This is a genomic window from Ideonella sp. FW305-24, assembly GCF_058788035.1.
The window spans coordinates 37,097-51,320 of the sequence record NZ_JBYTAI010000004.1 but is presented as its reverse complement, the minus strand read 5'-3'; the positions used below and the strand labels follow the sequence as shown (position 1 = coordinate 51,320).

The following is a 14,224-nucleotide window of genomic DNA, read 5'->3' as shown; positions in this document are numbered from 1 at the left end:
CTTCGCCCACGAAGGCGCAACGCGTCTTCGCCATGTTCTAGCCCATCCCGGGAGCATCCGATGAGAACTGCCCAACTGGTCCTGACCCCTGGCGGCTTCCGCCATTCTTCGCTGGTGCACCATGTGCCGAGCGACCACGAGGTCCGTCACACGGCCACCGTGCAGCGCATCCGAGAACTGAAGACTGGTCTTTACAAGACCTTTTCGCAGCAGGCCATCCTGCCCGGCGAGGTGCCTGCGCTGAGCGGCGGCTGGATCTGCTACGCCTGGTGGACCAACAACACCGGCTCGCCTATCCAGTCCTTCGAGACCACCTGGACTGTGCCACCGCCGCCCGCCTCGCCAGGCGCGCAGACCGTGTTCCTGTTCAACGGCATCGACCCGCTCAACACCTCCGACGGCATCCTGCAGCCGGTGCTGCAATGGGGTGAATCGGCCATCGGCGGGGGGCCGTGGTGGGCCGTGGCGAGCTGGTATGTCGCGGGTGATGGCCATGCATATCACAGCGACCTGGTACCGGTGAACCCTGGCGACACGCTGGTGGGCCGTATGACACTCACGAACGCCGCCGGCAATGGCTTGTTCGACTACACCAGCCAGTTCGTGGGCATTGCCAACACCCAGCTCGCGGTGCCCGACCTGCCCGAGCTGGTGTGGTGCAACGAGACGCTAGAGGCCTATGGCATTGCTCAGTGCTCCGACTACCCGGCGGGCGGTGGAACCACGCTCAGCCAGATCAGCGTGCAGACAGCCAATGGCCTCGTGGCGGTCCCGTGGACCCGCCAGGTCGATGTACAAAACTGCAACCAGAACGTCACCCTCGACACGGGCGGCTCAATCCTGCTCAGCTACTGAGCAACGCTTGAGCGGAGCCCCCAGACCTGTCGCGCTGGGGCGACCCGTGCAAACCATGATCCTTCGCGGTTATCGCGGCCGTTCCCGCGACATCTTCAACACGGGCAAGCCCGTGGCTAAAGTCTCCCCACCCTTCCCTGCCCAGCATTGCATTCGGCCGGCACGCAGGCGGGTCCAACCACAATGGAGACGAGCATGGAGAAGACAACCGTGCGGCGCCAGCGCGCCGCATCCGGGTTCGGCACGGCGGCACAGAAGTGTCGGCAGGCTGTGTGGGGCGCGTCGTGGGCATTGGCACTGGCCTTGCCGCTGTCTGCCACCGCCGCCCCGCCGATTGCCAACCTGCCGGCCGTGCCGGCGCTGATGCAGTGCTCGCTGCCGGCCTTCCAGGCGCTGAATCTGAGCGGCGTGGCCGACGACGGCGGCCAGGTCAGCTTCACCAGCGCGACGCTGGTCGACGTGTCGTCCAGCAACCCGGCCGCGTACTGCGCGGTGCGCGGCATCATCGGCCCCGGCGCCAGTTCCATCGTGATGAACCTGCCGATGGCAACCTGGACCCAACGCTACGTGCAGAACGGCTGCGGCGGCGAGTGCGGCAACGACAACCTCGGCGCGCCCACGCAATCCAGCGGCTGCGTGCCGGGGGTCAAGGGCCAGCTGGTGACGGCCACCACCAACATGGGCCACACCAGCGCGCAAGGCTCTGCCTGGATCGTCAACAACCCCTGGGCCGCGATCGACTTCGCCTACCGCGGCGTGCACGTCACCGCACAGGTCGCCAAGGCGGTGATCCAGCAGTTCTACGGCCAGCCGGCCACCTACTCGTATTTCGACGGCTGCTCCGACGGCGGCCGCGAGGCGCTGATGTCTGCGCAAAGGTACCCGAATGACTTCAACGGCATCACCGCAGGCGCGCCGGCCAACAACATGGACGTGCAGAACACGTACCACCATGCCAACCGGCTGCTGACCAACCAGAGCACGCCAGGCACCATCCCGCTGCCCGCGCGCAACACCTACCTGCTGCTACGTGGCAACCTGCCGTACATCCACGCCAAGGTGGTGGCGGCCTGCGACGCGCTCGATGGCGTCAGCGACGGCATCATCGACGACCCGCGGGCGTGCAAGTTCGACACCAACACCCTCGTCTGCGCCAACAACGGCAATGAATCCGGCTGCCTGACCCAGGCCCAGGCCGACGCGGCCTTCCGCATCCATGACGGCGCGAAGTCCGTCGCCGGCCACCGGCTGGAACCGGAAATCGCCAGCGAATGGGGCTCCGAGCTGGACTGGACGCTCTACATGCCGGACGCGCAAGGTGGCACCGCCTCCTCGGAGAACTTCGTCACCAGCTGGCTGTACAAGACCTACCTCAATGAGCCGTACCTGGACGAAGCCACGTCGACCCCGCGCACCATCAACGACCTGACATGGAAAGTGCCGGCCTTCCGCAAGACGGTCAAGTCCTCGCAGCTGTACTCGGCCACCAACCCGAACCTCACGCCCTTCGCCGCAGCCGGCGGCAAGCTGATGCTGTGGCATGGCTGGGCCGACCAGCACATCTCGCCACAAGGCACGCTGCAGTACTGGGAAAGCATGACCGGCACCACGGCCAGCAGCGAGGACTTCGCGCGCTTCTACCTGTTCCCAGGCATGGGCCACTGCGGCAGCGGCCTGGGTCCGAACACCTTCGACGTGCTGACGCCGATGATGTCCTGGGTCGAGACCGGCACCGCGCCCTATGCACTGGTGGCCAACAACGCGACGACCGGCGTGTCCCGCCCGGTGTATCCGTACCCGACCGTGGCGCGCTACGTCGGCAGCGGCAGTACCAACGACGCGGCCAACTTCAAGCCCTTCACGCCGAAGAAGAAGTCCGGTGTGAAGGTCACCAACGCTGGCGACTACCTCTACTCGGCCGACTTCCCGCAGGTGCATTGCACCGCGCTGGGCACGCAGATCGCCTGCGACACCGGCGACTGATCGAGCGCGAGCAGACTTCAGCGGGCGGCCACCAGCCCCTCGGCTTGGGTGACAAACCCCCGCTCCGCCAGCAGTTGGCGCGCCCGCTGCGCCGCCGCACGCAGGCTGTCGTCGCCGTGCAGCTGCGCCGGCCCGATGAGCACCAGCGCGCCGCGGAAGCGCCCGTCCAGCTCGAACACCGGCACGGCCACTGACGCCAGGTCGGCCAGGCGCTCCTGGCGGGTGATCCAGTGGCCCTGGGCCCGCACCTGGTCGCCGGTGGGGCTGACGCGTCCTGTGTAGGCCAGCAGCACATGGGCAGACGACCCGCCCTCGGACAAGCGGATGCGGGTGCCAACCTCCACGTGGTGGGCCACGCCGCCAGTCGCACCGTCCCGGTAGAGGCAGACGCGCTCGTCGCCATCGCGCACGTAGAACGCCGCCGTCTCGCCCAAGGCCAGCGCCAGCTGCGTGAGCACCGGCTGCAGCCGTTCCGACAAACCAAAGCTGGCGCTGTAGACGGCGCCCAGCCGCAGGCTGCCTGGACCCGGTGCGTATTGCCCGTCCTCCAGCCGCTGCAGCAAGCCATGGCCGATGAACACCTTCAACAGGCGCAGCAAGGTCGCCTTGTCCAGCCCGGTGGCCGGCGCCAGATCGCGCAGCGACCAACGCGGCCGGCTGGCGGTGAAGCACTCGAGCAGCAGCAGCCCGCGCTCCAGCACGCCGGCAGGCACCTGGCGTGCGACCGCTGCGTCAGGCGCCTGAGTTGACGAACTCATGGACGGATCCGGTACAGAATTTCATTGATTGAAATTTATCACACCACCCCCGCGCAGTTTTCTCGTCATTCAGCCGCCTTCATGCCGAAGCTTCATGAAGGAAACAAGCATGTTCTTATGCCTTGACGCCGAAGGGGGTCAGTTTCTATCGTTTCGCCCTAGAGCATGAAAATTTCAAGGAACGAAACGATGAATGAGCAGTCCCCGATCGGTGCCCCGCACTTCCGCTTGAACCGGCGGCGAGTGCTGGGCGGGCTTGCCGCCGCCGCCGCGCCGCTCAGCGGACACGCACGCGCCGACTACCCCAACAAGCCGATCACCTTGCTCTGCCACACGGCGCCTGGCTCGGCTGCCGACGTGTACGCCCGGGAACTGGCGCGCATCCTGGAGCCGGAACTGGGCCAGCCGGTGGCGGTGGTCAGCAAGGTCGGCGGCAACGGCCTGGTGCAGATGGCCAGCATCGCGGCCGCACCGGCAGACGGCTACACGCTGGGCGTGAACACGGTGTCGCACCTGTCCATCCTGCGCACCACGGCCAGGCAGACCTACAAGCTGAGCGACTTCAGCTGGATCGCCCGCGTGCAGCGCGAGACCTTCATGACCGTGGTGCGTGCCGACTCGCCCTGGCTCACGCTGAAGGATTTCGCCGCCGCCGCGCGCAGCGCCAACCCGCTGCTGAGCATTGGCGGCCAGGGCGCGCCGGGCTCGGCGCACAACATCCACACCCACATGCTGGCCCAGGCAGCGGGCTTCAAGTTCAACTGGGTGCCTTACCAGGGCGGCATCGAGCACCTGACCGCGTTGCTGGGCGGCACGCTTTCAGGCACCAGCAACAACCCCCAGACGGTGCTGCAGTTCGCCGAGGCCAAGCGGGTTCGGCCACTGGGCGTGCTGGGCGACAAACGCATCGACGCCTTCCCGGATGTGCCGACCTACGGCGAGGCCGGCTTCAACGTGGACCCGAACTGGATGCAGGTGCGCGGCCTGTTTGGCAAGGCCGGGCTGCCAGCCGAAGTCATGCAGCGCCTGGTGGCCGCGGTGCAAAAAGGCCTGCAGAACGCTGCGTGGAAGCAGTACATGAAGGAAAGCAGCCTGATGGACGGCTTCCAGGCCACGCAGGAATACACCGCCTTCATCGCCAAGCAGGATGCCCTCACGGGCCATTGGCTGCAGGCCCTGGGGCTGGAAAAGTGAACGCGCCCCTGCCCGACGAGCGCCAGCCAGGGCCCGCCAGCACTGCGGCAGCAGACGCAAGCGGCAAACCCGGCACGACCTGGTCACTCCCCCCAGGGCCGACCGCAGCACTCACCGTGCTGCTGAGCTGGCTGGTGGCGGCCGCCTTCCTGGCTGGCAGCCTGGACCTGCTGCATGCGCCGCAACCGGGTGACATCGGCGCCGGCACCTTCCCGGCCCTGGTCGCCGTGGGGCTGGCGCTGGCCGGCACGGTGGTGGGCTGGCGCACCTGGCGCGGCCTGGACGCATTGCCGCTGCACTGGCCACAACCGCTGGCCACGCTGGGCACCGGCCTGGCCGTCGTGTTGATGGTGGTCCTGTGGGGACCGGCGCAGGCCGTGCCTGGCAGCGCCTGGGGCCTGTTCGCGCTGTTCGCCGTCGGGCTGCAATTCCTGCTCGGCGAGCGCCGGCCGCGGTGGCTGTGGGGCGGCAGCCTGGTGCTGGCCGCCACGCTCTGGCTCATCTTCGGCCGGCTGCTGCAACTGCCGCTCTGACAGCACCCTGACCACCCCGCAGCCGCCCCGCGCGGCCGCCACTGCGAGACCCTCCATGCTCGACCTCCTCGGCCAGGCCCTCTGGCACAGCCTGCACCTCACGCCATTGCTCGCCATCCTGCTGGGCACCTTGATCGGGTACCTCATTGGCGCCCTGCCCGGCGTCGGCCCGGTGATGACCATCGCCTTGATCACGCCTTTCACCTACGGCATGGACCCGAAGATCTCCATCATCTTCCTGGTGGCGATCTACGTGGCCGCGGAGTACGGCGGCGCGATCACCGCCATCCTGCTGAACATGCCCGGCGAGGCCGCCGCGGTGGCCACCTCCTGGGACGGCTACCCGATGGCGCGGCGCGGCGAGGCCGCCACCGCGCTGCACATCTCCATCGTCGCCTCCGGCATTGGCGCGCTGCTGAGCGCGGTGATGCTGATCTTCAGCGCAGTGCCGCTGGCCGAGTACGCGCTGAACTTCGGGCCCAGCGAGTTCTTCATGCTCTCGCTGCTGGGGCTCACGCTGGCCGCCGGCCTGGGCGGCGCCTCGCTGGCGCACGGGCTGGTTGCCGTCGGCCTGGGCCTGCTGCTGACCACGGTGGGCATTGACCTGGTCAGCGGCGAGCCGCGCTTCGCCGTGGTGCCGGCGCTGATGGACGGCATTCCGCTGGTGGTCGCGCTCACGGGCCTCTATGCCATGTCGGAAGTGTTGGTGATGGCCGAGGAAAGCGCGCTGCCCGCCCCCGAGGTGACCGGCCTGCACGGCCTGCTGGGCGTGCCGTTGTCGCTTTACCGGAAGCTGATGCGCACCATCGTGCGCAGCTCGGTGATCGGCTTCGTGATCGGCGTGATCCCTGGTGCTGGCGCCGTCATCGCGTCGCTGGTGGCCTACAGCGACGCGCGCCGCACCTCGTCGGAACCCGAGCGCTTCGGCAAGGGCCACCCGGAAGGCGTGGCGGCGCCTGAGGCGGCCAACAACGCAGCCGTGCCCGGCGCGCTGGCGCCACTGCTGGCGCTGGGCATTCCCGGCTCCAGCACCGCCGCGGTGCTCGGCGGCGCGCTGACCATCCACGGCATCCAGCCCGGTCCGCTGCTGTTTTCCAAGCACCCGGAGGTGCCGTACGCCGTGTTCGCCTCGCTGCTGATCGGCGTGCCGGTGATGGTGGCCGTCGGCCTGCTGGGTGCCAGGATGTGGGCTCGCCTGGCGCTGGTGCCGCGGCCGCTGCTGGCCGCGCTGATCGCCATCACCTGCTGCCTGGGCGCCTACGCCACGGCCAACGACCTCTACCCCGTGTGGGTCATGCTGGCCTTCGGCCTGCTGGGCTGGGTGCTGCGCAAGCTCTCGGTGCCACTGGGCCCGCTGGTGCTGGGCTTCGTGCTGGGCGACATGCTGGAGACCAACCTGCGGCGCGCGCTGGTCGTCGCGCAAGGCGACCTGAGCCAGTACCTGTCGCGCCCGCTGACGCTGGTGCTGATGGCCGCGGCCATCGCTTCGCTGGTGCTGGCGCTGCGCCGCCGGGCCACGCCGGCCCTGGCCTGAGGTCAACATGAGCCAGACCCCTGACGCTCTTTCCCTGACCGAAGGCCTGGCGCAGGCCGTGGTGGCCAGCGAACCGCTGAACGACCCGCAGCTGGCGCGGCTCGCCCGCCAAGGCCTGCTGGACTTCCTCGCCTGCGCATTGGCCGGTGCGAACGACCCGGCAGTGGTGCACCTGGAAGCCGGCCTCGCCTCAGGCGGCGGCCCCTGCGCCGTCTTTGGCCGCGGCCAGCATGCCGACCCGGTGAGCGCTGCCATGCGCAACGCCTGCGCCGGCCATGCGCTGGATTTCGACGACGTGCACGCCAGCGTGCGCGGCCATCCGAGCACGGTGATCCTGCCGGCAGTGCTGGCGCTGGCCGGCGCGCAAGGCAGCAACGGCCAGGCCGTGCTGGCGGCCTACGCCGTCGGCCTGGAAGCGATGGCGCGGCTGGGCCTGGCCACCGGCACCCAGGCCTACGAAGCCGGCTGGCACCACACGGCCACGCTGGGCGGTGTGGGCGCCGCCGTCGCCTGCGCCCATCTGCTGCAGCTCACGCCGGCGCAGACAGCCGTTGCCATTGGCCTGGGCGCGACGCAGGCGCAAGGCCTGCAGGTGCAGTTCGGCTCCGAGGCCAAGCCTTTGCATGCGGCGCTGGCCGCGCGCGCCGGCTTGCAGGCGGCGCTGTGGGCGCAGGCAGGCCTGCAGGGCAGCAGCCAGGCGCTGGACGGCCCGCGCGGCTTCATCCGGATCTTCGGCGGCAGCGGCGCGCAGCCGGAGCGGCTGCTGCAAGGCTGGGGCGCGCCCTGGCAGTTGGCGCTGCCTGGCCTGTCGTTCAAACAGCATGCCTGCTGCAATGCCACCCATCACGCGGCAGACGCCGCGCTGCGCCTGCATGCGCAACTGGGCCCGTCGCTGGCGCGCGTGCAGTCGGTGGTCGTGCACATGCCGCCCGGCAGCGACGCGCCGCTGCGCCGCAGCCCGCCGGCCAATGGCGTCGAGGGCCGCTTCAGCCTGCCCTACGTGGTGGCGCTGGCGCTGTGGCGTGGCGCGCTGCCGCTGCAGGCGTTTTCGGATGCGCCCTTGGCAGCGGACCTGGCCGCGCGCCTGCCGCTGATCCACACCCACATCGACGACGATGCCCCGCGCGTCGGCACCGACCCCGCCCACCGCTACGCCGAAGTCGTCGTCACGCTGGACGACGGCCGAACGCTGTGCGAGCGCGTCAGCAGGCCCGAAGGCGCAGGCGACAGCCGCGCCAAGTTCCGCAGCGCCACCGATGACGCCGCCGCCTGGCGCGAAGTGCCCGACCGCGTGCAGGACCTGGCCAGCACGGCCGACCTGCGCGCGCTGTTCGAGGTGCTGCTGCGCCCGGCCACCCACCCACTTGCCTTGAACACCGCCCCATGAGCACTGACAAACACATGCACCTCGGCCTCTTTCTCCAGGTGGTGGGCCACCACGTGGCCGGCTGGCGCCATCCGGATGCAGCCGTGGGCAACCACAACCTGCCGCTGGTCCAGGAGATCGCCCGCATCGCCGAGCAGGCCTGCTTCGACATGCTGTTCCTGGCCGACGGCCTGACCAGCACGCCAGACGCGCACCCGTCGATGGTCGTGCGCTACGAACCGCTGGGGCTGCTCTCGGCGCTGTCGGTCACCACCCAGCGCATCGGCCTGGCCGCTACCGTGTCCACCACCTACAGCGAGCCCTTCCACGTGGCCCGCTCGTTCGCCTCGCTGGACCACCTCAGTGGCGGCCGCGCAGCCTGGAACGTGGTGACCACCTCCTATGACCGCTCGGCCGCGAACTTCAGCCGCGGCCAGCACCCGGCGCACGGTGAGCGCTACGAGATCGCGGCCGAATTCGTCGAGGTCGTGCGCAAGCTCTGGGACAGCTGGGACGACGACGCCTTCCCGATGGACAAGGCCAGCGGCCGCTACCACGACCCGGCAAAGCAGCACACCATCGACCACGCCGGCAAGCACTTCCAGGTCAAGGGCCCGCTCAACGTGGCGCGCTCGCCGCAAGGCCACCCGGTCATCATCCAGGCCGGCTCGTCCGAGCCCGGGCAGGACCTGGCCGCCGCCACTGCCGACGTGGTGTTCACGGCGCAACAGACGCTGGTCGAGGCCCAGGCCTTCATGCAAAGCCTCAAGGGGCGGCTGGCGCAGCACGGCCGGCAGCCGGGCGACCTGAAAGTGATGCCTGGCGTGTTCCCGGTCATCGGCCGCACCGAGGCCGAGGCCAAGGGCCGCTACGCGCAGCTGCAGCAGTGGGTGGACAGCAGCAACGCCATCTCGCTGCTCTCCGAGCGCCTGGGCTACGACATCTCCGGCTACCCGCTGGACGGCCCGCTGCCCGAGCTGCCCGAGTCCGACCAGATCAAGAGCCGGGCCCGACTGCTGACCGACCTGGCTCGCCGCGAGAACCTGAGCCTGCGCGAGCTGTACCACCTGGTGGCGGGCGCACGTGGCCACCGCATCGTCTGGGGCACGGCCGGCCAGGTGGCCGATGCGCTGCAGGACTGGTTCGAGCAAGGCGGGGCCGACGGCTTCAACATCATGCCGCCCTACTTCCCCGGTGGCCTGCGGGACTTCGCCTCCGAGGTGGTGCCGGAGCTGCAGCGTCGCGGCCTGTTCCGCGCGGCCTATGGCGGCCCCACGCTGCGCGACCACCTCGGCCTGGCGCGCGTGCCGGCGCCGGTGCGCACGCCAGCGGCATGACGGCCCGCCTGCTGGCCGAACTGGCGGCCATCGTCGGCGCCGCCCACGTGTTGCGCGACCCGCCCGACCTCGCCTCCTACGACCACGAGTACCGCGGCCAGTACCCCGGGCGGGCGCTGGCCGTCGTGCGCCCGGGCTGCCGCGACGAGGTGGCCGCGGTGGTGAAGGCCTGCGCACGCCACCGCGTGGCGCTGGTGCCGCAGGGCGGCAACACCGGCCTGGTCGGCGCCTCCACGGCGGACGACAGCGGCACCGAGCTGCTGCTCAGCCTGCGCCGGATGCGCCAGGTGCGGCAGGTCGATGTGGACGACGACAGCCTCACCGTCGAAGCCGGCTGCACCGTGGCCGAGGTGCAAGCCGCAGCGGCCGCGCACGACCGGCTGTTCGCGCTCTCCCTCGCCTCGGAAGGCAGCGCCACCATCGGCGGCGTGCTGGCCACCAATGCCGGCGGCGAGCAGGCGCTGCGCTACGGCGTGGCCCGCGAGCAGGTGCTGGGCCTGGAGGTCGTGCTGGCCGATGGCCGCATCTGGCATGGCCTGAGCAGCCTGCGCAAGGACAACACCGGCTACGACCTGCGGCAGCTGTTCATCGGCGCCGAAGGCACGCTGGGCATCATCACCGCCGCCACGCTGCGGCTGCGGCCATCCGTGCGGCAGCGCTGCACCGTGTGGGCCGGCGTGCCCACGCCGGCCGCCGCGGTGGCGCTGCTGCGCCGGCTGCACGAGGCGCTGGGCGAGCGCGTCACCGCCTTCGAGCTGGTCAGCGCCACCGCCTTGCAGATCGTGCTGGCCCACCCCTTGCCCGGCATGCGCGCGCCGCTGGCGACCGATGCAGCGTGGCACGTGCTGTTCGAAGTCTGCGAAACCTCGCAGCGCCTCGACCCGGGCCCGGTGCTGGAAGACACGCTGGCCGACGCGATGGCCGCGGCCGAAGTGCTGGACGCCGTGCGCGCCGAAAGCCAGGCGCAGGCCCAGGCGCTGTGGGCGCTGCGCGAGCACCTGTCGGAAGCCCAGCGGCGCGAGGGTCCGTCGATCAAGCACGACATCGCCGTGCCGGTCTCGCGCATCCCCGCCTTCCTGGCCCAGGCCGGCGCCGCCTTGCAGGCCCGCGTGCCGGGCATCCGCATCGCCGCGTTCGGCCATGTGGGCGACGGCAACCTGCACTACAACCAGAGCAAGCCGCTGCAGATGCCGGACGACGCGTTCCGTGCGCTCGCACCGGCGCTGCATGCGCTGGTGCACGGCCTCGCCGTGGACCTGGGCGGCACCATCTCCGCCGAGCACGGCATCGGCCGGCAGAAACAGGCCGAGCTGCTGCAGTTCAAGCCGCCGGTGGCCATCGAGCTGATGCAGCGCCTGAAGCAGGCGCTGGACCCGCAAATCACCTTCAACCCCGGCCGGCTGCTGCCGCGGCCACCGGCTCTCCCCCATCTGCCATGACGCCGCCATGACCCTGCCGCTCATCACCGCCGACACGCTTGCCCAGGCTTTGCAGGCACCCGAAAGCCAGCGCCCCGTGGTGCTGGACACCAGCTTCGACCTCGCCCAGCCCGACGCCGGCCGCCAGGCCTGGCTGAGCAGCCGCATTCCCGGCGCGCTGCATGTGGACCTGGAGCGCGTGCTGAGCGCGCCCAAGACCGGCCGCAACGGCCGCCACCCGCTGCCCACGCCGGAAGCCTTCGCCCAGGCACTGGCCGCGCTGGGCCTGGACGGTTCGCGGCCGGTGGTGGCATACGACCGCAGCGGCGGCATGTTTGCCGCGCGGCTGTGGTGGATGCTGCGCTGGGTCGGGCATGCCGAGGTGTCGGTGCTCGACGGCGGGCTTGCGGCCTGGACCGCCGCCGGCCTGCCACTGGCCAGCGGCCCGGCCCAGGCCCAGCCCCCCGCCGAACGCTTTGCGCTGCGACCCAGCCTGGTCAAGCAGATCGACCACGCCGCGCTGCGCGTGGCGGTGGCCGAAGCCTCACCCTTCATCGCCGATGCCCGCGCGCCCGACCGCTACCGCGGCGAGAACGAAACGCTGGATCCGGTGGGCGGCCACATTCCCGGCGCCCGCAACCGCTTCTTCCGCGACAACCTGGCCGCCGATGGCCGCTTCAAGCCCGCAGACGCGCTGCGCACCGAATGGCTGGCGCTGCTGGGCGCGCAGGATGCGGCCGAGGTGATCCACCAATGCGGCTCTGGCGTGACGGCCTGCCACAACCTGCTGGCGCTGGCCCATGCCGGCCTGGCCGAAGGCCTGCTCTACCCCGGCTCCTGGAGCGAATGGAGCGCGCAGCCGGGTGCCCCGCTGGCGACGGGCGCGCAAGAGGTGGCCAGGTGAGCGACCACGGCACCGCCGCAGCGCCGGCCGACGGCCCCTGGCGGCCGCACAGCGCGCACTGGGGCGCCTTCTCCGCCGCCTGGCGGGACGGCCGCCTGATGCTCAGGCCGCACCCCGGCGACCCCGACCCCAACCCGCTGCTGGACAACATGGCCAGCGCGCTGCACCACCCGGCGCGTGTCACCCGGCCCATGGTGCGCCGCGGCTGGCTGGCGGACGGGCCGGGGCCGGACACGCGGCGTGGCGACGACCGCTTCGTGGCGATGGACTGGCCCGAGGTGCTGGACCGGCTGGCCGCGGAGTTGCGCCGCATGCGGGACGTGCATGGCCCACAGGCGGTGTTCGGCGGCTCCTACGGCTGGTCCAGCGCGGGCCGCTTCCACCATGCCCAGAGCCAGGTGCACCGCTTCCTCAACACCGCGCTGGGCGGCTACGTGCGCTCGGTCACGAGCTACAGCTCCGGCGCCGCGCAAGTCATCCTGCCGCATGTGCTGGGCCCGATGGATGAAGTGGCCCGCCGCCACGTCACCTGGGACCAGGTGGCTGCGCACACCGACATCGTGCTGGCCTTCGGCGGCATGGCCTTGCGCAATTCGCGCGTGGCCGGCGGCGGCGTGAGCCGGCACATCGAACGCGAGGCCATGCAACGCGCCGCGGCACGCGGCTGCCGCTTCGTCAACATCAGCCCACTGCGTGCCGACCTGCCCGAAGAGGCCTGCCCGGAATGGCGCCCGCTGCAGCCCGGCAGCGACACCGCGCTGATGCTGGCGCTGGTCCACACCCTCGTCACCCACGACCTGCACGACCGCGCCTTCCTGGCCGGCTGGACCGAAGGCTGGGAGGACTTCCTGCCTTACCTGATGGGCGAGCAGGACGGCACACCCAAGTCCGCCGCCTGGGCCGCCCCGCTGACCGGCTGGCGCGCCGAGGCCATCACCGCGCTGGCGCTTTCACTGCCGGGCAAGCGCGTGCTCGTCGGCGTGGCCCATGCGCTGCAGCGGGCCGAGCATGGCGAGCAGCCGGTGTGGATGGGCGCGGTGCTGGCCTGCGTGCTGGGGCAGCTGGGCCTGCCCGGTGGCGGCTTCGCCTATGCGCTGGGCGCGCTCGCCCACTATGGCCGCTGCCGCAATGCCGTGCCGGTCGCCGCACTGCCGCAGGGCCGCAACAGCGTGCAGGACTTCATCCCTGTGGCGCGCATCGCCGACATGCTGCAGCACCCCGGCGAGCCCTTTGCGTACAACGGCGCCACCCACCGCTACCCGCACATCCGCCTGGCCTACTGGGCCGGCGGCAACCCCTTCCACCACCACCAGGACCTGGCCCGGCTGAAGCAGGCCTTCGCGCGGCTGGACACCCTGGTCGTGCACGAAAGCGCCTGGACCGCAACGGCCCGCCATGCGGACATCGTGCTGCCGGCCACCATGACGCTGGAACGCGAGGACATCGGCGCCGCGCCGACCGACCCGCTGCTGGTGGCCATGCACCGCGTGGCCACACCCTGGGGCCAGGCACGCGACGACTACGCCATCTTCACCGACCTGGCCGAGCGGCTGGGCGCGCGCCAGGCCTTCACCGAAGGCCGGGACGTGCACGGCTGGTTGAGGCACCTCTATTCACCCACCCAGGCCGCGCTGGCCGAACACGGCCTGCCGGCGCCTGATTTCGACAGCTTCTGGCAAGCCGGCGAACTGGCCCTGCCCCAGCTGCCCGACGACGGCGGCATCATCGGCGCCTTCCGCCGGGATCCCACCGGCCATCCCTTGCCCACGCCCAGCGGCAAGGTGCAGCTCAGCTCATCGGTGCTGGCCGGCTTCGCCCTGCCGGACTGCCCCGGCCATCCGGCCTGGCTGCCGCCCAGCGAAGCCCCGACGCCAGCACACCCCTTGGTGCTGCTGGCCAACCAACCCGCCACCCGGCTGCACAGCCAGCTGGATTTCGGTGCCCACAGCCAGTCGGCCAAGCGGCATGGCCGCGAGGTCTGCCGCCTGCACCCGCAGGACGCCGCGGCGCGCGGCATCGCCGACGGTGACCTGGTGCGCCTGCACAACCACCGCGGCGCCTGCCTGGCCGCCGCGCGGCTGGACGAGGGCGTGCTGCAAGGGGTCGTGCAGTTGCCCACAGGCGCCTGGTTCGACCCGCAACCAGAGCTGGCGGGCGAATCGCCGATTTGCTGCGGCCACGGCAATCCGAACGTGCTGACGCGCGACATCGGCACCTCGGCGCTGGCCCAGGGCTGCACCGGCCAGCTGAGCGTCACCCAGGTCAGCAGACACACAGGGCCGCCGCCGCCCATGCGGGCGTTCGAGCCCCCCACGCCAGTGTGAGCCCGGCCGATGCCGCAG

General features: G+C 70.8%; 11 protein-coding genes. 10 read left to right on the top strand and 1 reads right to left on the bottom strand.

Going from position 1 to position 14,224, the window contains the following annotated elements; all coding sequences use genetic code 11:
* Positions 1-60: 60 nt before the first annotated feature.
* A complete protein-coding gene (locus AC3WR5_RS12160; RefSeq protein WP_492484701.1) occupies positions 61-855 on the top strand; it encodes a hypothetical protein in 795 nt (264 codons plus the stop codon).
* Between the two features lie 195 nt (positions 856-1,050).
* On the top strand, positions 1,051-2,838 hold the full coding sequence (locus AC3WR5_RS12155) for a tannase/feruloyl esterase family alpha/beta hydrolase (protein ID WP_492484699.1): 1,788 nt from the start codon (positions 1,051-1,053) through the stop codon (positions 2,836-2,838).
* A 17-nt stretch (positions 2,839-2,855) separates the two neighbouring features.
* On the opposite strand, the gene AC3WR5_RS12150 is transcribed toward AC3WR5_RS12155, so the two are convergent.
* Positions 2,856-3,596 (bottom strand): IclR family transcriptional regulator, encoded by a 741-nt coding sequence (locus AC3WR5_RS12150; RefSeq protein ID WP_492484697.1) that lies wholly within the window; start codon positions 3,594-3,596, stop codon positions 2,856-2,858.
* Between the two features lie 189 nt (positions 3,597-3,785).
* Here AC3WR5_RS12150 and AC3WR5_RS12145 point away from each other — a divergent pair, with 189 nt between their 5' ends.
* From AC3WR5_RS12145 to AC3WR5_RS12110, 8 genes are read left to right on the top strand one after another with little or no spacing between them, the layout of a single operon-like run.
* Positions 3,786-4,790 carry a tripartite tricarboxylate transporter substrate binding protein gene (locus AC3WR5_RS12145; RefSeq protein WP_492484695.1) on the top strand — a complete coding sequence of 335 codons (1,005 nt, stop codon included), beginning with the start codon at positions 3,786-3,788 and terminating at the stop codon, positions 4,788-4,790.
* A complete protein-coding gene (locus AC3WR5_RS12140; RefSeq protein WP_492484693.1) occupies positions 4,787-5,323 on the top strand; it encodes a tripartite tricarboxylate transporter TctB family protein in 537 nt (178 codons plus the stop codon). Before AC3WR5_RS12145 ends, AC3WR5_RS12140 begins: the two co-directional genes overlap by 4 nt.
* A gap of 55 nt (positions 5,324-5,378) precedes the next feature.
* Positions 5,379-6,857 carry a tripartite tricarboxylate transporter permease gene (locus tag AC3WR5_RS12135; RefSeq protein WP_492484691.1) on the top strand — a complete coding sequence of 493 codons (1,479 nt, stop codon included), beginning with the start codon at positions 5,379-5,381 and terminating at the stop codon, positions 6,855-6,857.
* A gap of 7 nt (positions 6,858-6,864) precedes the next feature.
* Positions 6,865-8,244: an MmgE/PrpD family protein gene (locus AC3WR5_RS12130; RefSeq protein WP_492484689.1), complete on the top strand. Its 1,380-nt coding sequence runs from the start codon at positions 6,865-6,867 to the stop codon at positions 8,242-8,244.
* Positions 8,241-9,560: an LLM class flavin-dependent oxidoreductase gene (locus AC3WR5_RS12125; protein WP_492484687.1), complete on the top strand. Its 1,320-nt coding sequence runs from the start codon at positions 8,241-8,243 to the stop codon at positions 9,558-9,560. The genes AC3WR5_RS12130 and AC3WR5_RS12125 overlap by 4 nt, the downstream gene beginning before the upstream one ends.
* Entirely contained in the window at positions 9,557-10,999 is a 1,443-nt protein-coding gene (locus AC3WR5_RS12120) for an FAD-binding oxidoreductase (protein ID WP_492484685.1), read from the top strand. Before AC3WR5_RS12125 ends, AC3WR5_RS12120 begins: the two co-directional genes overlap by 4 nt.
* A 7-nt stretch (positions 11,000-11,006) precedes the next feature.
* The gene (locus AC3WR5_RS12115; protein ID WP_492484683.1) at positions 11,007-11,882 is read left to right on the top strand and encodes a sulfurtransferase; all 876 of its coding nucleotides are present in this window, start codon (positions 11,007-11,009) and stop codon (positions 11,880-11,882) included.
* Positions 11,879-14,206, top strand: coding sequence for a molybdopterin-dependent oxidoreductase (locus tag AC3WR5_RS12110; protein WP_492484681.1), 2,328 nt, complete (start codon positions 11,879-11,881; stop codon positions 14,204-14,206). Before AC3WR5_RS12115 ends, AC3WR5_RS12110 begins: the two co-directional genes overlap by 4 nt.
* Positions 14,207-14,224: the final 18 nt, after the last annotated feature.

Coding starts and splice junctions, on each gene's coding strand:
- AC3WR5_RS12160 (WP_492484701.1), top strand. CDS start 61: ATGAGAACTGCCCAACTGGTCCTGACCCCTGGCGGCTTCCGCCATTCT.
- AC3WR5_RS12155 (WP_492484699.1), top strand. CDS start 1,051: ATGGAGAAGACAACCGTGCGGCGCCAGCGCGCCGCATCCGGGTTCGGC.
- AC3WR5_RS12150 (WP_492484697.1), bottom strand. CDS start 3,596: ATGAGTTCGTCAACTCAGGCGCCTGACGCAGCGGTCGCACGCCAGGTG.
- AC3WR5_RS12145 (WP_492484695.1), top strand. CDS start 3,786: ATGAATGAGCAGTCCCCGATCGGTGCCCCGCACTTCCGCTTGAACCGG.
- AC3WR5_RS12135 (WP_492484691.1), top strand. CDS start 5,379: ATGCTCGACCTCCTCGGCCAGGCCCTCTGGCACAGCCTGCACCTCACG.
- AC3WR5_RS12130 (WP_492484689.1), top strand. CDS start 6,865: ATGAGCCAGACCCCTGACGCTCTTTCCCTGACCGAAGGCCTGGCGCAG.
- AC3WR5_RS12125 (WP_492484687.1), top strand. CDS start 8,241: ATGAGCACTGACAAACACATGCACCTCGGCCTCTTTCTCCAGGTGGTG.
- AC3WR5_RS12120 (WP_492484685.1), top strand. CDS start 9,557: ATGACGGCCCGCCTGCTGGCCGAACTGGCGGCCATCGTCGGCGCCGCC.
- AC3WR5_RS12115 (WP_492484683.1), top strand. CDS start 11,007: ATGACCCTGCCGCTCATCACCGCCGACACGCTTGCCCAGGCTTTGCAG.